The organism is Actinocorallia aurantiaca (assembly GCF_039533685.1).
Taxonomy (GTDB): Bacteria; Actinomycetota; Actinomycetes; order Streptosporangiales; family Streptosporangiaceae; genus Actinocorallia; species Actinocorallia aurantiaca.
In genome coordinates, this window is sequence record NZ_BAAATZ010000013.1 from 1 (window position 1) to 19,332 (window position 19,332).

The 19,332-nt window shown below is 69.6% G+C and carries 15 protein-coding genes; 11 read left to right on the forward strand and 4 right to left on the reverse strand.

From position 1 onward, the window contains the following. The first annotated feature begins 970 nt into the window (after positions 1 to 970). The 7 genes from ABD327_RS18010 to ABD327_RS18040 all read left to right on the forward strand — a co-directional run bounded on the left by ABD327_RS18010 (position 971) and on the right by ABD327_RS18040 (position 7,462). Positions 971 to 1,981: a M23 family metallopeptidase gene (locus tag ABD327_RS18010; protein ID WP_344451597.1), complete on the forward strand. Its 1,011-nt coding sequence runs from the start codon at positions 971 to 973 to the stop codon at positions 1,979 to 1,981. Between the two features lie 203 nt (positions 1,982 to 2,184). Continuing rightward, on the forward strand, positions 2,185 to 4,311 hold the full coding sequence (locus ABD327_RS18015; RefSeq protein ID WP_344451599.1) for a serine/threonine-protein kinase: 2,127 nt from the start codon (positions 2,185 to 2,187) through the stop codon (positions 4,309 to 4,311). A gap of 342 nt (positions 4,312 to 4,653) precedes the next feature. Then, a complete protein-coding gene (locus tag ABD327_RS18020) occupies positions 4,654 to 5,055 on the forward strand; it encodes a hypothetical protein (RefSeq protein ID WP_344451600.1) in 402 nt (133 codons plus the stop codon). Further along, positions 5,052 to 5,606, forward strand: coding sequence for a hypothetical protein (locus tag ABD327_RS18025; protein ID WP_344451601.1), 555 nt, complete (start codon positions 5,052 to 5,054; stop codon positions 5,604 to 5,606). Before ABD327_RS18020 ends, ABD327_RS18025 begins: the two co-directional genes overlap by 4 nt. An 88-nt stretch (positions 5,607 to 5,694) precedes the next feature. Next, positions 5,695 to 6,222 (forward strand): hypothetical protein, encoded by a 528-nt coding sequence (locus ABD327_RS18030; RefSeq protein WP_344451603.1) that lies wholly within the window; start codon positions 5,695 to 5,697, stop codon positions 6,220 to 6,222. A gap of 11 nt (positions 6,223 to 6,233) precedes the next feature. Beyond that, the gene (locus ABD327_RS18035) at positions 6,234 to 6,641 is read left to right on the forward strand and encodes a hypothetical protein (protein WP_344451605.1); all 408 of its coding nucleotides are present in this window, start codon (positions 6,234 to 6,236) and stop codon (positions 6,639 to 6,641) included. Between the two features lie 68 nt (positions 6,642 to 6,709). Next, positions 6,710 to 7,462 (forward strand): DUF429 domain-containing protein, encoded by a 753-nt coding sequence (locus ABD327_RS18040; RefSeq protein WP_344451606.1) that lies wholly within the window; start codon positions 6,710 to 6,712, stop codon positions 7,460 to 7,462. Between the two features lie 58 nt (positions 7,463 to 7,520). Here the strand turns inward: ABD327_RS18040 and ABD327_RS18045 are convergent, their stop codons facing one another. Continuing rightward, the gene (locus tag ABD327_RS18045) at positions 7,521 to 8,981 is read right to left on the reverse strand and encodes a protein kinase family protein (RefSeq protein WP_344451607.1); all 1,461 of its coding nucleotides are present in this window, start codon (positions 8,979 to 8,981) and stop codon (positions 7,521 to 7,523) included. A 533-nt stretch (positions 8,982 to 9,514) separates the two neighbouring features. On the opposite strand from ABD327_RS18045, the gene ABD327_RS18050 reads away from it, so the two are divergent. The 3 genes from ABD327_RS18050 (at position 9,515) to ABD327_RS18060 (ending at position 14,993) form a co-directional block, all read left to right on the forward strand. Then, positions 9,515 to 11,368: an N-6 DNA methylase gene (locus ABD327_RS18050; protein ID WP_344451608.1), complete on the forward strand. Its 1,854-nt coding sequence runs from the start codon at positions 9,515 to 9,517 to the stop codon at positions 11,366 to 11,368. 107 nt (positions 11,369 to 11,475) lie between these two features. Further along, positions 11,476 to 13,443, forward strand: coding sequence for a protein kinase domain-containing protein (locus ABD327_RS18055; protein ID WP_344451609.1), 1,968 nt, complete (start codon positions 11,476 to 11,478; stop codon positions 13,441 to 13,443). Next, positions 13,440 to 14,993, forward strand: a complete 1,554-nt coding sequence (locus ABD327_RS18060) for a hypothetical protein (protein WP_344451610.1) — start codon at positions 13,440 to 13,442, stop codon at positions 14,991 to 14,993. The genes ABD327_RS18055 and ABD327_RS18060 overlap by 4 nt, the downstream gene beginning before the upstream one ends. Here the strand turns inward: ABD327_RS18060 and ABD327_RS18065 are convergent. From ABD327_RS18065 to ABD327_RS18075, 3 genes are all read right to left on the reverse strand, one after another. Next, on the reverse strand, positions 14,968 to 15,702 hold the full coding sequence (locus ABD327_RS18065; RefSeq protein WP_344451611.1) for a Clp protease N-terminal domain-containing protein: 735 nt from the start codon (positions 15,700 to 15,702) through the stop codon (positions 14,968 to 14,970). The genes ABD327_RS18060 and ABD327_RS18065 overlap by 26 nt on opposite strands. A 73-nt stretch (positions 15,703 to 15,775) precedes the next feature. Continuing rightward, positions 15,776 to 17,005: an RNA polymerase sigma factor gene (locus ABD327_RS18070; protein WP_344451613.1), complete on the reverse strand. Its 1,230-nt coding sequence runs from the start codon at positions 17,003 to 17,005 to the stop codon at positions 15,776 to 15,778. Then, entirely contained in the window at positions 17,002 to 17,325 is a 324-nt protein-coding gene (locus tag ABD327_RS18075) for a YciI family protein (RefSeq protein ID WP_344451614.1), read from the reverse strand. Before ABD327_RS18075 ends, ABD327_RS18070 begins: the two co-directional genes overlap by 4 nt. A 205-nt stretch (positions 17,326 to 17,530) precedes the next feature. On the opposite strand from ABD327_RS18075, the gene ABD327_RS18080 reads away from it, so the two are divergent. Beyond that, the gene (locus ABD327_RS18080) at positions 17,531 to 19,249 is read left to right on the forward strand and encodes a TerD family protein (RefSeq protein WP_344451615.1); all 1,719 of its coding nucleotides are present in this window, start codon (positions 17,531 to 17,533) and stop codon (positions 19,247 to 19,249) included. Positions 19,250 to 19,332: the final 83 nt, after the last annotated feature.

Sequence of the window (19,332 nt, forward strand, 5' to 3'; positions counted from 1 at the left end):
GCCCTGACCTGCTACAAGAAACTCGCCAAAATCACCACGTAGGACACTGTCTAAGGCGTCCGCCGTGCTCACCGTCGGAGCCGCCGCTGTGGCGGCGGGAACCAGCGCCGTGGCACTGGTCCTACCTCAACATCAGTGAACCTTTTCCAGCAGCCTCGAAAGGCTGCTGGAAAAGGTTCAGTGTCCCGGAATCGCTGCCGAATCTCCTGCAACGTGCCGGTATCGGCCACCGGCCATGAGAGGTCGACAGAGCATGATGTATCGCACTTGCGGCAAGCCGGGTTCCTGGGCGGACGCCCGGAGCTCGCTCGCGTACACGTGTCCGAGGATGATCCGCTGCCGTCCCTTCGCGTGCCTTACGCTCGGCCTTGCCACTTCGGTCCGGAGGTGACGGATCTGCTCCTCCAGCTTCTTGAGCTGGCGGGCCTGCCGCGGGCACGGAGGGAGCCGTCCGGACACGTCTTTCAGGCGGCAGCTCCTCATGCCGCATCGGAGTGGCCCCGGCTCAGCAGTTCCTCGATGAGGGGCTGCAGCGGCCCCGCGTGGTCCATGGGGGCCGGGCTCGGTGCTTTCGGGTGGAGCATGGAGGAATCGGAGAAGGGCCCCACCGGCCGCCGATGAGCGGGCGCACGACGGTGTCGAATGCTCCGGCCGCCTCGAACGCGGCCGCCCGCCAGGACCGCCGGTGGACCCCGCCGACGCCGTCACCGTGTTCGCCGAGCCGTGGAGACGGCGAGCAGTCGGCCTGGGGCGACGACCTCGGTCCATTCGGCACTAGATGTCGAATTTATTCGAAAGAAGAGTGCACCCTCCACTTTCGATAGCGATGGGCATCACGAATGCCCAAAAGGGACGGATTGATAAAACCGTCATGAATCAGACTTATCAGCCATCTTCGGGAAATTTTAATAGTTATTAGTTTCTGTAAAGTGCTCTGGTGAGAGACTCAGGGAGTTGAGTGACTTTGCCGATGAAACGCGTGTCGATCGCGCTGGCGGCGGTGCTGGTGTCCACGTCGGGTGTCGGCATGACACTCGGGGCCGTACCGGCTGCGGCCGCCCCGGTTCACCCCGTGATGAACACCGGTGAGTACCCGCCGGACGGCGTGTACTTCCGCAACAGCCCCCAATGGAATGACACCAGCAGGATCAGCGGCTGGGGCGTTTACGCGGGCAACCGCGTACAGCTTCGGTGCTGGGGCACGGGCACCGACGTCCCGCGCCGCGACGGCGGCCGCAACACGCTTTGGTACAGGGCACTGAACGTCACCCGCCTCGGTGCCCCCGGCGGGCGCGAGAACAGCGGCTGGATCAACGCCCATTTCGTGAACGACGGGACCGGCCCCGGCCAGGTGGTGTCCGGTGTGCCGCGTTGCGGCGGCGTGACGACGGCAACGGCTCCCCAACCGGCCTCCAAGCCTGCGGAGGCGCCCCTGGTGTGGGCCGGTTCCCCGGTGGAGTCCCAGTGGGACGGCGGCGAGCCGGCCTCCCCGCCCTCGGTGCATCACTGGCTGGCCAACGCCAGGGACCAAGGCCACTGGGCCGTGGACCTGCCCACCGCCTCAGGCCAAAAGGTCGTTCTGTACGTGGCGCCGGAGGCACGGGGCACCGCCGTCACCACCAAGGTCGACCAGATCGGCGCGGCCTGCGCCAACGGACGCAACGGGGGCAGCTTCGTCACCGTCGGCATCTACTCGGGGAGCCTGAGGGCGGGGTCCATCACCTACGCCCACATCAACCCCTCGGTCAGGCTCGGCCAGACGCTGAACCGCTGGGGCTCCGTGGTGGGAACGGTCGGCAGCGGCTATCCCAGGAACAGCGCCTGCTGGACGGGGCCGCACGTACACCTGCAGATGTACTCCACCAAGCGCTACTCCTGCTACAACAAGGGCTACACCCACAACTACCCGGTTCACCGCACGAACTTCGTCGGTTTCACCGGCGGGAACAAGGCTTCCGCTCCCCGGCGGGCCTGCCCTTAGCCACCCGGACCAGCCGAGGAGGGTCCGGAGACGTCACTTCTCCGGGCCCTCCTCGGCGTCGGCAGGAGGTCGACCGGGCAGGCCGGGAACGTCGGTGGGGGCCTGACGGATCCGGTTCTTCGGCATCTTTCGGTGCGGATCCTGGAGACATCGTTCGGTAGCTGTTATCGAGTGAAAGATGATGTTCGTCGGAATCTGGTCGAATGGTTCGGACACGGGGCATCGTCCGCTGGGTGCGGGTCGTCGCCGGGCGGGGAGCGGAGGCACGGGTGCGGGCTGGGTTGGAGCTCGCCGGACGGTACCGGCTGGAGGAGAGCCTGGGGCGGGGCGGCTTCGGGGAGGTGTGGTCGGCCGAGGACCTGCTGCGTGATCGGCGGGTGGCCGTCAAGTTCCTGTACCGGGAGGTCGCCGAGAACAGTCCGGTGTGGTTGAGCAAGTTCCGGCAGGAAGCGCGGATCGCGGTCCGGTTGAACCATCCGGGCATCACCGCGGTCGACGACTTCGGGGAGTACGACGGGCAGTGGTATCTCGTCATGGAGTTCCTCGAAGGGGGGAACCTCGCAGAGGAGATCACCCGTCATCCGCAGGGGCTGGCGATACCGCGGGTGCAGGTGTTGAGCGTCCAGATCGCCGAGGCGCTCGCGGCCGCCCACGGGCACGGGATCGTCCACCGGGACCTCAAGCCCGCCAACCTCGTGCTCCTCGCGGGGGACCGAGTCAAGGTCTGCGACTTCGGCATCGCTCACATCGCGGAGTCCACGACCACCCACACCCTGATGGGCAAGCAGGTGGGCACTCCCGCCTACATGGCGCCCGAGCAGTGGCTCGGCGAGGACGTAGACCACCGTACCGACCTGTACGCCCTCGGCGGCATCCTGTACACGCTGCTGACGGGTCGGCCTCCGTTCCGCGGCGCGTCCGTTCCGGCGCTGATGGGCCAGCATCTCAACCTGGAGCCCGCCCCGCCCGGTGAGCTTCGCCCGGACACGCCGCCCCACCTCGACCGGCTCGTCCTGGCGCTGCTCGCCAAGAACCCCGCTGACCGCCCCACCGGCCGGCAGCTCATCGACGGCCTGGACCCGGACGGTCGGCCCCGGCAGATCGAGGACGCGGCGCCGCGGGAGGAGCCCGCCCCCACGCCCGCCCCCGCCGTCCGGGAGACGCCCGGCGCCGACGTCCAGGAGATGATCGATACCGGCGTCCGGCGGATGGCGTCCGGCGACCTGGGGGCCGCGCGTGAACTCCTCCGGACGGCCGTCGGCGCGGGCGACCCCGACCGGGTCCCGCAGGCGATGGTCCACCTGGGCGGCCTGGAGGAGAAGCAGGGCGACCCCGCCGCCGCCCGCGACTGGTACCTGCGGGCCGTCGACTCCCGCCATGCCGAGTGGACCCCGCGATCGATGACGCTTCTCGGCTTTCTGGAAGCGGACCAGGGGAACCTCCTCGCCGCCCGGGACTGGTACCTGCGCGTGGTCGACTCCGGCCACCCCGACCAGGCTCCGAAGGCGATGTTCGATCTGGGCGGCCTGGAGGAGAAGCAGGGGAACCCCCTCGCCGCCCGGGACTGGTACATGCGGGCTGCGAACTCCGGCCACGCCGAGTGGGCCCCGCGGGCGATGTCGGCCCTGGGCGCGGCGGCGAGTGAGTTGGAGGACGGCGGGACCGCCCGGTACTGGTACATGCGGGCCGTCGAGTCCGGCCACGCCGAGAGAGCCCTGGAGGCGATGGCCTACCTGGGCGGACTGGAGCAGGACGAAGGGCACTCCCACATCGCGCGGGGCTGGTACCTGCGCATGCTCGACTCCGGCCACCCCGACTACGTACCGGAGGCGATGATCTACCTGGGCGCGTTGGAGGAGGACGAGGGGAACCTCCGGGACGCCTGGGGCTGGTACCGGCGGATCGTCGACTCCGGCCACGCCGAGAGCGCTCCCGAGGCGATGGTCCACCTGGGCAAGCTGGAGGAGAAGCTGGGCAACGTCCGGTCCGCCCACGACTGGTACCGGCTGGCCGCCGACTCCGGCCACCCCGACCAGGCCCCCCAGGCGATGATCCACCTGGGAGCGCTGGCAGAGGAGCAGTACCGCTTCCCGGAGGCGCGCGACTGGTACCTCAGGGCCGTCGGCACCGGCCACGAGTGCGCCGCCGAGGCGATGATCTACCTGGGCGCGCTGGAGGAGGGGCAGCGGAACCTCCCGGCCGCCGTCGACTGGTACCGGCGGTCCGCGGACTCCGGCCACCCCGACTGGGCCGAGCGGGCCCGGGAGAAACTGGCCGCACTCGAGAAACGCTCACGACCCGGCCTCACCCGGCAGTGGTTCTCCAGGTAGCCGGCACCCTGCCCCCGGCCGCCGCCCGAACGGGGGAAGGCCACCAGTGCCCGGGCCCGACGGTAGCGGCCTTCCTTCGGCTATGCCGGTCACCGGCACCGATGCTCACGATCTGCGCGGCTCAAGCCCCTGATCGAAGCCATCGGCGAGCCGCCGGTTCCCGTTCCACCGGCCGCTCAGTGCGATGCGGCCTTCGCGAACGCGGCGAGCGCGAAGACGAGGAGAACGAAATACAGGATGAGAAAGCCGAGCTGACGATTCGTCATGGCGATACCAGTCCTTCTTGTTATGCCAGTCCTACCAGTCGCCCGGGATCCGGATTGAGTGAACTACTGCCGGGACATGCTCAAGCTGTGTCCCGCCCCGGCGGACCTCCTCCACGTCCCCGCCTGCCACGCCGCGTCCGGTGTATCGATTCCAAAAGTCCGTGGCGACGTTGCCCGCCGCCCGCGACACGAATCCTCCGCCACCTCCCCAGAAGAGCGAGAATGGCGGGAGAAACTCACCGTCGGCATGAATCAAGCGTTGAACGGTAAGATCGTTTCATGGTGGAATCTTAGGCCGCACCGGGTCGATAGTCAGAACTTCGCAATCGAGTACTCCGGAATCAAGCTCATGCTCATGACGACGTTGTCGAACTACCAGGCCTCTATCAAGAGCCTCGAAGGGGAGGCCCTGTCGGTGAGTCCTCCCGGCGGCTTTCCCGAGAGCGCGCGCAACCGGAACAAGTGGACTCCCACGTGATGATGATCCCGAGAATTTCCTGCCTGTCCGCGATGGCCGTGGTCTTCGCGTTGAGCGGCTGCTCTTCCGGCGAGCGGGCGGTGGAGCCGTCGCAGGCGGTTCCTCAGAGCTGGCATGCGCCTGATGCCTGCTCCCTGGTCGAAGAGGGGTTCCGGGACGAGTTGCTGGGGCAGCCGCAGGAGCCGGAGCGGTCCGTCTACAGCGGATGCCATTACGGCCGGAGAGATGTCCACCGGAAACTCGACATATCGGTGCGCGAAGGGCTGTGGGAGACGCAGGAGCGAGACCTGAAGTCCAACACGAAGGCGGCCCGGCGGATGTACTCCGAGGCGGTCTCCGCGCGTTCCATGCCCTGTGAACCACTTCGGGTCCAGGACGTTGACGAAGCCTGCTGGTCCAAGGCGTCCGACGGGTTGATCAGCATCGAGATGCTCAAGGCGGACGTCATCGTGTCGGTCGCCTACACGAATGACGAGTACACAGGAGTGAAGGACTCCGTGCTGGCAGAGGCCGCCCGGAGGATAGGGCTGCACATCGCGGAAAGGCTGTGAGCGCAGGACGGCGAACGATGACACCGCTTATGAGCTGCGGCAGATCGCCAGATCCGGCAAGGTCATCCAGGAGGCCGCTCTCCACTGGGTGGGCGCTGTCAAGGCGTTGGACAAGGCATACCTTTACCCAGGGACGTTCGGAGCAATGGTCCTGTTCGGAATCGCCAAGGTCTACGAGGAGAACGAAGAGACCCTCGAAAAGGAGATCCTCGATGCCCGCGGCGTGCGTCCGCCGAAGGGCATAGCTCCCGAGAGAAGGTATCCGGGATTCTTAACCTCGAATGGCCCTCCCACGGACTCCGCGCCGGTGAGTGAGCCGGCCACCGAGGACGTACGCCTTGGACGGGGAAAAGAAGCTCCAGGACGTCGGTCCCTCGGGCGTCTGGATGTCGATCACCGGCAAGCTCTACCGCCGGACGGCTCCACCTGGATCGGGCTGGTGTCCAAGTTCCTGGAAACCTGGTGCGAGCGCGACACCCGCCGACGGAGATCCCGGCCTGAGAACACCCGCCCAGGCGGAGACCGACTTCACCTCAACCGGCGAGCAGACCACAACGGTCGGTTCGCCGGTGTCGCCGAGGTGGTTGCTTCTACAGTGCTGTTCTCCAAGAGCTGAGGAGACAGCGCGTGAACGTACGTAAGGTGCTCGGCATGGTCGTGGCCTGCGGGTTGCTGGTGACGGCTCCGGCCGTTTCTGCGGAGGCGGCGCCCAAGCCCAAGGTGCTGAAAGTGACGCCCAAGTTGAAGGGCAAGCTGGCGAAGCTGTTTCACGCGAAGGTCCGCGGCTACGGCGGCAAGTACAAGAAGCTGCGCAACACCGACGTCCATTACGGCCGGATCGGTGACCGGTACTGGGCGCTGTCCTGCCTCTACTACGCCGACAGCCCGGTCGGTGCCACCGACTGCGGCACCACCTTCACCAGGAAGGGCTCCCGCGGCGTCTGGAAGATCAAATCTCTTGACGGCGGTTTCTTCTGCCCGGCGGTCCCCATGCCCCTCTACCGCGCCTGGAAGCTCAAAGGCACCCCCTGCTGACAGACCGATGCCCGAGAGGCCGGGATGTTTCCGGGATATCGCGTCCCGCTCCGACCTATCGTGAGGCGATGCGCACAGTGGGAGTGGATCTGGCGGCGGAGTCCGTCAGGACGGCGGTGGCCTGGATCGACTGGTCCGCCGGTGGCGCCCGGGTCGGCGGGGTCGAACTCGGCGCGGACGACGGCATGATCCTCGACGCTGTCGCGAATGCCGACAAAGCGGGTGTCGACTGTCCGTTCGGATGGCCCGACGAGTTCGTCGACTTCGTCATCGCGCACCGGGACGGGAACGTCGAGGTGCCGGTCGGGCCGACCGGCCGCGAATGGCGTCGTGGCCTCACGCTCCGGGTGACGGACCGGGCGGTGCACGAGCTGACGGGACTCACTCCGCTGAGCGTGTCCGCCGACCGTATCGGGCACACCGCCATGAGGTGCGCGGGCATTCTGTCCGGACTCGCACAGCGGGGCGAGCCGGTCGACCGCAGCGGCGCGGGCGTCGTCGTCGAGGTCTACCCGGCGGCGTCCCTGAACCGGTGGGGGTTGAAGCACCGCGGCTACAAGCGGGCGGCGAACGTCGGCAAGCTCGGCGAGCTGGTCGATGAACTGCTGACCGCGGCGCCATGGCTCGACCTCGGTGCGTACGAGAAGAAGTGCAGACTCTCCGACGACGCGCTGGACGCCGTCATCGCAGCCCTCACCGCACGTGCGTCAGCCCTGCTGATGACGACGGCCCCGCCCCCGGAACACATCGGCACCGCCCGCCGTGAAGGCTGGATCGCGCTCCCCACCGGACCTCTGTCGAAACTGCCGGAACAGTCCTGACGCGTGGGGGTGAAAGTCTTCTTACGGAGCGGATGAAGTTCCCGAGCCCGTCATCACGTCAGAGTGAGAGGCGCCAGAGGTGCACGCTGCCGTGGGCCGTGCCGACGGCGAGGGTCCGGCCGTCCGGGCTGAGCTCCATGAAGTGGATGCGGGCTCCGCTACCGGAGACGGGCTCGCCGATCATGGTGTGTTTCTGGGTGTCCCACAGGCGGAGGTCGTTGTTGCGGTCGGCTGTGATGAGGAGGCGGCCGTCGGGGGTGAGGGCCAGGGAATGGACGGGGTGCGGGTGGTTGAAGGCTGCCACCAGGGCGTGGGTTCCGACGTCCCAGAGACGGGCCCTGCCGTCGAAGCAGCTGGTGGCCAGGAGGCGCCCGTCAGGGCTGAGTTCGGTCTTGGTGACCCAGTCCACGTGCTGGAAGCGCTCGCCCGCCTGGGTGTGGGTTTCGGTGTCCCACAGGACGGCCCAGCCGAGCTTCTCGTCCGCGCAGCCGCCGCCGGCCAGGAGACGCCCGTCGGGGCTGAAGGAGAGGGAGGAGACGGGCAGGCCGTGGTGCAGGGCCTTGATCTGGACGCGTTGTTCGATGTCCCACAGGTTGACCACCGACTCGTTGCAGCCGACGGCCAGACGGCGTCCGTCGGGGCTGAAGGCCAGGCTGAAGACCGTGTTGTCGCCTTGGTCGAGGTCCACGTCGGTCTTGGCTCCGGTGGCCAGGTCCCATAGGTACACGTGGTTGCTGAATCCGACGGCCAGACGGCGGCCGTCGGGGCTGAAGGCCAGTCCGCTGAGGCTGCTGGGGTCGGTGAGGGTTTCGCCCGTCTGGGCGCGGGTCTTCACGTTCCACAACCGGAGCTCTCCGCGGTCGGGGAAGTTGCCGATGGTGGCGAGCGCCTTGCTGCTCGGGTCGAAGGCCAGTGTGAAGAAGCCCTCCTGGGTCAGACGGCCGAGCGGGGTGAGGGCCGGCGGGCCGTCCTTACGCAGGAGGAAGTAGGCGGCCGGGGGGACCGCCGCGGCTAGGAGTCCGGCGGCTCCCAGGCCGAGCAGACGCCGCCGGTCGAGGAAGGGCGCGGCGGGCGAGGGAGCGTGCCGGAGAGCAAGAAGCCGGTCGGCGCTCTGGGCGGCGGTGGGCCTGCGGGAGGGGTCCCGGCTCAGCAGTTCCTCGATGAGGGGCTGCAGTGGCCCCGCGTGGTTCATAGGGGCCGGGCCGTCGTGCCCTTCGACGGCGTAGCGAAGGCTCGTGCCGAGCCTTCGGAGGTCCTCCTCCGGTCCGCCTGCTTCGGCGAAGCCGGGGCCGGGACCGAGGACGACCCGTTCCCCGTCTTCCAGGATGGAGCCGGGACCGATGTCCCCGTGTGAGTCTCCGACCGCGTGCATTTCGGCGAGGGCCGAGGCGACCTGCGCTCCGATCCACACGACGCTCGGAATTGGCAGCCGTCCTTCTTCCCGGACGGCCTGCTCCAGGGAACGTCTCGGTGCGGGGACGGCGGTGTTCGGGAGCAGCGGCTCCGTTTTCTCCGCCATGGTCGGTCACCTCACCACAGGAAGACGAGGCCCGTCGAGATCCCGATGATCGATCGTGATGGGACCGAAGCCGTTGGCGATCGCCCAGGAGGCCCAAGACCGCCAGATGGTGAAGGCCTTCAGCGTCTCCGCAGATCCCCCGGATACAGCAGTTCGAAGTGATGCATGCCCGGAAGGGCCAAGGGGTCGTGAATTGAATCAACAAGATTAATTGTGGTTCCGTGATGTGGTGGTGGCGTTATCTGCCAGCTTCGGGCAGTAGCGAGTCCTCTGAATGTCACTGACAGTGCAGGCGGCTTTCCCGACCGTACGCACGCTTTGTGGGCTACTACCAGCGGATATGAGATGGTAATAATTTCGATCTTCGCGCTCTAGTGTTTACTCGGAGTGCGGGATGTAGTGTGACTTAGATACACATCTGATCTATATGAATTTTCAATCACCCGGAATCCGGGGAGCCAGGCAGGCGGCTGGCGGCGGGGTTGCCCTGGGTGCCTTGTCACGCTGTGGACCGTTGGAGCGCTGGAGAGACTGTGAAGAAGAAGAAGGAAGCCGCCACGGTGACCGCGGCCGACATCGCGCGGCTCACGGGGTACGGGCGGGCGGCGGTCAGCAACTGGCGGCGGCGGTACGACGATTTTCCCCAGCCTGTGGGCGGGACGGCGAGCAGCCCGCAATTTGCGCTGTCGCAGGTCGAGGAGTGGCTGGCCCGGCGGGGGAAGGGCGTGGAGGTCGCGCCTGAGGAGCGGATCTGGCAGCAGATCAGGTCGGTGGCCGACGATCTGTCGCTGGCGCAGGCCGTGGCGGACGTGGGGAGCTTCCTCGTCCACGGGAAGCGGAGCGGGCTCGTCGACGGGGCCGCGTCGGAGCTGACGGAGCTGCGGGAGGCCGGAGAGGCGCCGGAGTTCTTCGAGTTCGTCATCGACCGGTATCTGGAGGCGCATTCCCGGCGGGTGGCGACCACGCGTCGGGAGAGCGCGAAGTTGATGGTCTCGCTCACCGAGGTGCGGGGGGCGACGGTCCTCGACCCGACGTGCGGGACGGGGACGCTGCTGTCCGCGGCGCACGCGGCAGGGGCCGTCCGGCTCTTCGGGCAGGAGATCGACCCCGTGGCGGCGCGCATCGCGGAGACGCGGCTGGCGTTGCACGGCGTCGAGGCCGAGTTCCACGCCGGCGACTCGTTGCGGGTGGACGCGTTCCCGGAGCTGAAGGCGGACGTCGTCCTGTGCGATCCGCCGTTCGGGGAGCGCTCCTGGGGCTACGAGGAGCTGACGGGGGACGTCCGGTGGGCCTACGGGCTTCCGCCGCGCGGGGAGTCGGAGCTCGCGTGGGTGCAGCACGCGCTCTGGCACACCGCGCCCGGCGGCCATGCGGCCGTTCTGATGCCGGCGGCCGCGGCCGACCGTCGGTCGGGGCGGCGGATCCGGTCGCAGCTGCTGCGGTCGGGGGCGCTTCGGGCGGTGTTCGAGCTGCCCACGGGGATGGCCTCCGGATCGCCCGCGCCACCGCATCTGTGGTTGCTGAGGCGGCCCGCTGAAGGGGACCCGCTGCCCAACCTGGTGCTGATGGCGGATCTGACCCAGCTCGAGGACTTCCAGGAGCCCGCGCTGGAGGCCTGGAAGGCCGTGCGGCGCGACGTCCAGCCGGAGGCGGAGTTCGCCCGGGGCGTGCCGATCATCGAACTGCTCGACGACACCGTCGACCTGACGCCTTCCCGGCATCTCGTGCGGACGGTGGCGCGGGGCGTGGACTTCGTGAGCGCCAGGGACGGCTTCTTCACCCTGGTCGACGACCTGCGCAAAGCGGTGGAGGAGCTGCGGACGCTCACCGACGAGTCGCGGGAACTGCCGATGACGACGGTCGCGGAACTCGTGCAGAGCGGGCTCGTCTCCCTCAAGCAGCCGCCGATGCGTATGGAGACCGCTTCGGGGAGCATCCCGGTGCTGATGGGCAAGGACGTGATACTGGGCCGGGAACCGTCCGGACGCACCGAGGACGGCCCGGGAATCGTCAGACTGGAAACAGGTGACGTGGTCGTGGCATTGGGGCCGCGCAGGATGGAAGTCCACGTCGTCGACGAAGGCGGGGCGGCGGCAGGTCCGCAGACCCAGGTCTTCCGGCCGGAGGAGGGGCGTTGCGACCCTGGTTTCCTGGCCTGTTTCCTGCGTGCCGCGGGTCTCACGCGCGCCTCGTCGACCAGCACCTCCCGTTCGGACGTGCGCCGCGCGCCCATACCCCGCCTTCCCGTGGAGGCCCAGCGGCCCTACGGAGAGGCGTTCCGCCGGCTCCGGGAAGTGGAGAGGACTCTCGACACGCTGCGCGATGCGGGGGAGGTTCTGGTCAACCTGGGATATCAGGGACTGGCCGGAGGCGACCTCGGTCCGTGAGGAATTCTCCCGGAGTTCCGCCTTTCTGATCTTCCCGCGGGAGGCTCGCCGGACTACCTTCTCCGTATCGGGTTCCGCTCTCGGGGGCTGGCCGGAAGGTGTACGCGGTGCGTCTGCTGTCGGGCAGGTACGAGCTGCTGGATCCGCTGGGCGAGGGCGGGATGGGGACGGTCTACCGGGCCCGGGACGGGGAGCTCGGACGGATCGTCGCGGTCAAGATGGTGCGGCCTGAGATCCGGCGGACGCGGGACTACCTGGCGCGCTTCAAGAGGGAGGCGCGGTTCGCGGCGGGGCTCAACCACCCGAACATCACCGTGGTGCACGACTCCGGCGAGGAACGGGTCGACGACGAGGTCGTCCCCTACCTGGTGATGGAGTTCCTGGAGGGCCGGACGCTCGCCGCGCTGATGGAGGAGGACCCGCCGGGCCCGGCCGAGGCGGCGCGGATCGTCATCTCCGTCCTGGACGCGCTGAAGCACAGTCATGAGCGGGGGGTCGTCCACCGGGACATCAAGCCCTCCAACATCATGATCCAGGAGGGGGAGGAGCGGCCGCAGGTCAAGGTGATGGACTTCGGGATCGCCCGGCCCGTGTCGCGGGACGTCACCCGCGTCACGGAGATGGGGGCGCCGATCGGGACTCCGGCCTACATGTCGCCGGAGCAGGCCGAGGGAAAGCCCGTCGACGAGCGGTCCGACCTCTACTCCACGGGGTGCGTGCTCTACGAGCTGCTCACCGGGCAGCCGCCGTCGGGTCCGATGCGGCCGTCGCGGACGCGTCCGGACCTGAACCGGGAATGGGACCGGATCCTCATGACGGCACTGGCCCCGGACCCGGAGGACAGGTACCGGACGGCCGCCGCGATGCGCCTGGCGTTGCAGCAGGTCAAGGACGCGCCCCTGACGGAACTCGACGCGCCGCCGGAGACGTCACGGGAGCGGTGGCGGCCGTCCAGGCGGGCCTTCCTTCTCGCGGGAGGAGGTGCCGCCACCCTCGCACTGGGCGGAGGAGGGCTTCTGTACGCCCGGACGGCGGAGAGCCGGACCGGGCTTTTCGGCGGGGGCTGGAAGTCGTTGTTCATGGACGAGGACGTTCAGGAGATCTTCCGCGCGAAAGGCCTCGACGTGACGGTCAACGACATCTCCGGCGGGGAGATGGCCTCCCTGCGGGGGAAGGAGCTGGACGGCTACCAGTTCTTCCTCTGCCCGGACGAGGACACCGCCTCGGACGTCGAGGGGAGCCTCAGGGACACCGGCCACTCGCCGCCCAAGCCCGCCCTGGTGTTCCACGACCGGATGGTGGTCCTGGTCCACCGGGCACTGCTGGACAGCCTGGAGAAGCAGGCGCTGATCAGGTTCGAACGCGGCTACTGGATCTTCGACTCGGCCGCCTACCTCGAGCGGCGGCTGACCGAGGAGAAGTGGACGTGGGGGCGGATCGGCGGGCCGGACCAGCACACCCAGCGGGACGCCCATGTGGAGGTCGTCTCCGGCAGGCCGTGCGACACCGGGGGCGGCAACCTCTATCTCAGCCTGCTGGTGCACGTCTACCGGGAGAGGCTCTCCCTGCCCGAGGACCAGATGGTCGAACGGCTGGGGGCGCTGTTCCGCAACAGCTGGCCGGACAGCACCTACGGGCTGCTGCGGGAGCTCTTCCTGGACTTCCCGCAGTATCCGATGATCTTCGTCTACGAGCATGACGCGCTCAAGTACCTGAACGACAGGGCGTTGGAGGACCCGCGGTTCCGGCCCACCGACTACAGCTTCCTGTACCCGGATCCGGGCGTCATCTCCCGGCACATGTTCGTGGGGCGGCAGGAGGCCTCGCGCCTCGGCGAGATCCTCGTCAAGCCGTCCTCGGAACTGCAGAGGATCATGGCGCGGTCGTTCTTCCTGCGGGGCACCGACGGGGGAGCGCTGTTCGAGGAGAGCGTCCGGAGGAGGGGCCTGGCCGGCTGCGTCCGTCCGGGCGGCGGGGAGTCGCTGGACGCCCCGAACCCGTCGAGCGCCGCCGCGTTCCCCGGGGCGGACCGGATGGCCGAGTGGCGGGAGGCGATCGTCAAATGCTCCGGATGACGAGGCGCAGGTCCTGGCTCGCCGGTCTCGTGGCCGTCGTCGTCCTGGCCGGGGCGGTGGTGGTCTGGGAGAGGACCAGGCCCGAGCCGATCCGGATTCTGGCGGTTCCGGAGCTGGGGGATCTGCGGCCGGTGCTGGCGGAGTTCACGCGGGAGACGGGGATCCCGGTCGAACTGGTCCTGGAGGAGCACGTCCGGATCGCCCGGCGCGTGGCGGAGGGGCGGCCGGACTTCGACGCCGTCTGGTCGCACACGGATCCGGAGTCCGGCGGGCATGTGCTGGGTTCGGGGACCACCGTGATGTCGTCGCCGGTTCTGCTGGGGCTGCGGGAGCCGCTCGCGGAGTCGATGGGGTGGAGGGAGGGGGCGAACTGGACGGCGGTCGTGGACGCCGCGGGCAGAGGCGAATTCACGTTCGGGATGAGCGCGCCCGAAAGCTCCTTCAGCGGACGGGCCGTCGTGCTGGCGGCGGCGACGGGGCTGGTGGGAGCGGTCGACGGGCTGTCCGCGCGGGACGTCTACCCGGTGGCGGCCCCGCTGCACGTGCTCTCCAAGGCGGAGGCCTTCACCGCTCCGACCGACGCCGGGCTGGTCACGTGGTTCCTGAAGGACCGGGGGAAGACCGTGGACGGCCTCTTCACCTACGAGTCGGAGATCGCACGGCTCAACGACTCCGGCCGGCTCGCGCAACGGCTCGTCGCCGTCCGGGTCGAGGGAGCGGTCACCGCCCGGTACGCGCTCCGCACCCTGCTGAAGCCGCGCACGGCGGAGGCCGGTGAGGGGGTCTCCCGCCTCACCGGCCGCCTGCTCGACCGGGACGTCCAGCAGCGGATCTCCGAGCTGACGCACAGGCGCCCGGGCGCTCCCGGCGTCACGCCGCCCGAGACGCTCGCGGGTCCCTCCCCGAGACCGCTCGACGTGCCTGCGGACCAGTACGTCGTCCACAGGCTGGTCGACGCGTACTTGGGGAGATACCGCTACGACGTCCGCATGCTCTTCATCTTGAACGTGTCGTGCTCCATGCGGACGCACATGAAGGAACTGCGGGAAGCCGTGACGGCGCTCGCCGGATCCCCGACGATCGGCACGCCCCGGGGCGGTGACGGGCACCTGATCTTCCTGCCCTTCGGCTCCCGGCCCGCCGAGCCGAGGACGATACGGCTGTCGGCCGGGGACCCCGCGACGGGCCTGCGCGACGTGGACGCCCTGCTGGACGGGCTGGCCCCCCGGGGGAACGCCGCGCTCCATGACGCGCTCGTCGCCGGGTACCGCGAGCTGGAGAGGTTCCCCGAGGACGACCGCGTCGTCTCGATCATCCTGGTCACCGACGACGCGGGTTGGCGGGAGCGCGACTTGGCGAGGTTCCTGAGCCGTCACGCCACGCTCGCGCCCTGGCTCCGGGCCGTCCCGGTCTATCCGGTGATGGTCGGCGAGACGGGCACGCTCCCGCTGAAGAGGCTGGCCATCGAGACCGGCGGGCAGATGCTCAGCGCCCGCCGTCAAGACGACTTGGCCACGGATTTCCTCATTGCCCGTTCTGGGCGGCGGTGAAGGCCTCAAGGGCTTCGACGACGAGGCGTTCGCTCGTCTCCTTGGTGAGGCCGGTGGAGCTGAGGGGTCCTGAGCCGTTCTCGTGTTCGAGGAGGGCCAGGAGGATGTGCTCGGTGCCGACGTAGTTGTGGCCCAGGCGCAGGGCCTCGCGGAAGGTGAGCTCCAGGACCTTCTTGGAGGCCGCGTCGTAGGGGGTGAGCTCGGGCGGCTCCTCGGCGGAGGGCGGGAGGGCCTCGGTCGCGGCCTGGCGGACGGCGTCCAGGAGGACGTCCTGGGCGCGGATCATCTGGGCGGCGAAACCGTCGGTCTCGTGCAGCAGGCCCAGGACGATGTGGGCGGGCGTCAGCTCGGCGCTGCCCGCGGCATGAGCCTCGTTCGTCCCGGCGACCAGGACGTTCTGGGCGCGGGGGGTGAAGCGGCTGAAGCCCTGGCCGGGGTCGAGGGGGTTCTCGTCGGCCTTGGGGACGAAGCGTTTCTGGGCGGCCTGCTTGGTGACGCCCATGCTGCGGCCGATCTCCGTCCAGGAGGCGCCGGAGCGGCGGGCCTGGTCCACGAAGTGGCCGATGAGGTGGTCGGCGACGTCGCCGAGGGCGTCGGCGGCGATGACGGCGTTCGAGAGCTGCTCCAGTTCGTCGGAGCCGCTCTTCTTGACCGCGTCGATGAGTTCGTCGAGCCGTACCGGGTTGGTGAGCTTGAGCGGGTTCGTCATGCGTCAACCATAGGTTGACGATGATGGGTTCGTCAACCATGGGTTGACGATCGGCTCCCGGTTTCGGGTGGCGCTACCCCAGTTGGTCGCGGCGGCGCGTCAGCCAGGCGATCTCGGCGGTGTTGCCTGCCAGGTCGATGGCCTTGTCGTAGGCCGCGCGCGACTCGGGACCGCGGCCGAGGCGGCGTAGCAGGTCGGCTCGGGTCGCGTGATGGGCGTGATAGCCGGCCAACTCGTCCTCGAGACGGTCGACGAGCGCCAGCGCGACCTGCGGGCCGTCGAGCTCGGCGACCGAGATGGCCCGGTTGAGGGCGACGACCGGCGAGGGGTCGAGGCGGACGAGCCGGTCGTAGAGGGCGAGGACCTGTGACCAGTCGGTGTCGCGCACGTCGCGGGCGCTGGTGTGCACGGCGTTGATCGCCGCGAGGACCTGGTAGCGGCCCGGAGCCGCACCGGCGGCCAGGCGTTCGCGTACCAGCCGGTGGCCCTCGGCGATCAGCGCCCGATCCCAGGCCCCGCGGTCCTGCTCGTCGAGGGCGATCAGTTCGCCGCTCGGCGAGACCCGGGCGGTGCGGCGGGCCTCGGTCAGGAGCATCAGCGCCAGCAGCCCGGCCGCCTCGCCGTCCTGCGGCATGAGGGCGCGGACCAGGCGGGTGAGCCGGATCGCCTCGGCGGTCAGGTCGTGGCGTACGGGATCGGCATCGGGGCCGGTCGCCAGGTAGCCCTCGTTGAAGACGAGGTAGAGAACGGCCAGCACGCCCGAGACGCGTCCCGGCAGATCCTCCGCGGACGGCACCCGGTAAGGGATGCGAGCCGCCTTGATCTTGGCCTTCGCGCGGGTGAGCCGCCGCCCCATGGCGGTCTCCCGCACCAGGAAGGCGCGGGCGATCTCGGCCGCGGTCAGGCCGCCGACCATGCGCAGCGTCAACGCCACCCGGGTCTCCATCGCCAGCGCCGGGTGGCAGCAGGTGAAGATCAGCCGGAGCCGCTCGTCATCGATGGCGCCGAGAGGCTCGGGCGGGTCGTCGTACAACAGCCGGGCCTCCTTCTGCTTGCCGCCGCGCTTGCTCTCGCGCCGGACCAGGTCGATGGCCTTGCGGTTGGCGGTCGTCGTCAGCCAGGCGCCGGGATTGGGCGGTACGCCGTCGGCCGGCCACCGCTCGACGGCGGTCGCGAACGCCTCGGACGCCGCCTCCTCGGCGATGTCGAGGTCACCGAAACGCCTGGCCAGGGCGGCGACCACCCGGGCCCACTCCTCGTGGTGGGCCCGGGTGATCGCCTCTCGGACGTCGGCAGCGCTCACAGGAACGGCCGCACCTCGACCTTCCGATTGCAGGCCTTCGACCCCTCGGCCGCCAGCTTGAGCGCCACGTCGAGGTCAGGGGCCTCGATGATCCAGAAGCCGATGACGAACTCCTTCGTCTCCACGAAGGGGCCGTCGGTGAACAACGTCTCCGCACCGCGGTCGTCGATCACCGTGGCCGTGTCGGGCCCGCCGAGGCCGCCGGCGAAGACCCAGTGGCCCTCGGCCCGGAGCCGGTCGTTGAACACGTCGATCGCGGCCTCCTCGTCCGGGGTGGCATGGCCGGCATCGTCGGTGATCACAGAAACCAGGTACTGCATCTCGGTTCCTCCCGTGCTTCGGGGACGCCCCTCGCGGGCGGCCGCTCACCTGTACTACGAACGCCTCCGTCCCGATCCGACACCGTCGCCCGGATTTCTTTCAAGGGTTCTCCGGTATGCCGGATCATGGCCATGGACCCCGTCGGCCAGGCCCGGCTGTGGAAAACCGCCGCCCGGGGTGTCTCCGCTGGATACGCTCCGGGGTGTGGTGACTTGGTTCCCCTCGGTGACAGGCGAATACGTGCAGGACTGGGCTCTGGTGGACGTGGAGACGTCGGGGTCGAGGGCGTCGCGTGACAGGGTGCTCTCCCTGGCGGTGATCACCGTCGACCGCGACGGGCGGCAGACCGGGGAGTTCAGCACGCTGCTCGACCCCGGGTGCGACCCCGGGCCCGTCGAGGTGCACGGGCTGACGGCCGAGCGGCTGCGCGGGGCGCCCACGTTCGACCGGGTCGCGCCGCGGGTCGCGGAGCTGTTGAGCGGACGGGTCATGGTCGCCCACAACGCCCAGTTCGACTACGACTTCCTCGCCCGGGAGTTCACCGGGGCGGGCGTGGAGCCGCCCATCGACAGCAGGCTGTGCACGCTCGCGCTGAACCGGCGGATCGCGCCGCCCACCCCGGATCTGAGACTCGGCACCCTGGTCGGGCATTACGGCGTGCCCCGGCTCGAGCTTCACGACGCGCTGAACGACACCCGCATGCTGGCGGGCGTGCTGCGCGGCTCGCTGGAGGCCGCGTCCCGGCTCGGGCTGAGCCTGCCGTTCGTGCCGTGCCCGCCGCGGCGGAACCTCTCGTACGCCCCCGGCATCCCGAAGATCCGCTGCCCGTACCGGAACCCGGGGCCGTTGGTCGGGCCGCTCGTGCAGGGCATGAAGGTCGCCTTCAGCGGCGAGACGTCCCTTCCCCGCACCGAGCTCACCGTCCGGGCGGCCGGAGCGGGGCTCAACGTCATGGGCTCGGTCAGCCGGCACACCAGCGTGCTGGTCGTGAACGACCCCCGCTCCGAGACGGGCAAGGTGCTGCGGGCCATGGCCGCCGGAGTCCCCGTCATCGGCGAGGCCGCGTTCCTGCGGCTGCTGGAGCACGTCCAGCCCGGCGAGCCGATCGAGAGCGGGCTCCGGGTGCCCCCGCAGGCCCGGCGGGTGCCGGTCCCCGAGGGGCCGCTCACCGGGCGGCGCGTCCTGGTGCTCGGCGGCCCGCACGCCGAGGCCGTCAAGGCCCGCGCCCGCGTCGCCGGCCTCGGCGGGGCGGTCAGCGTCAACCTCTCCCGCACGGTGACGGACGTCCTCCTGCTGGACGGCGGGGAGAACGACCGCCGCCTCGGCAAGATCAAGGACCTGGGCCTGCCCGTCCGCGAGCCGTCCTGGCTGCGCGACCCGCAGGCCGTGCCGTCCGGCCCCTCGGCCCGGGTCCTGATCCGCGGCGCCGCCGTCGACCTGCCCGACGCCCCCGTCTGGACGATCGGCGTGAGCTGGGCGCAGCGCACGACCTGCGAGATCGACGTCGTCGCCTTCGCCCTGGACGGCGACGAGCAGGTCTCCGGCGACGGCGACTTCGTCTTCTACGGCGCCCCCGAGACCCCCGACGGCTCGATCCGGCTGTCCACCGACGGCCCCGTGGAGCAGTCCGTCACCGTCGACCTGGCCGCGCTGCCCGTCCAGATCGACAAGGTCGTCGTCGCGGCGGCCATCGACGGCCCCGACACCTTCGGCACGGTCGGCGCAGTCGAGACCACGGTCTTCCCCGGCACGTCCGCCCCCCACGCCGAGGCCACCCTGGACGCCGCCACCACCGAACGCACCCTGCTCCTCGCCGAGCTCTACCGCCGCAACGGCCTGTGGCGCCTCCGCGCCGTCGGCCAGGGCTACGACCACGACCTCGCCGCCCTCGCCCGCCACTACGGCGTGGACATCGCAGACTGACGCCTCCGGAAGGCCCGGGGTCGCGGGTCACCCGTCGGACGAGACGGTCTCCGGTTCGCGGACGGCGGTCTTCAGGCGGTCGG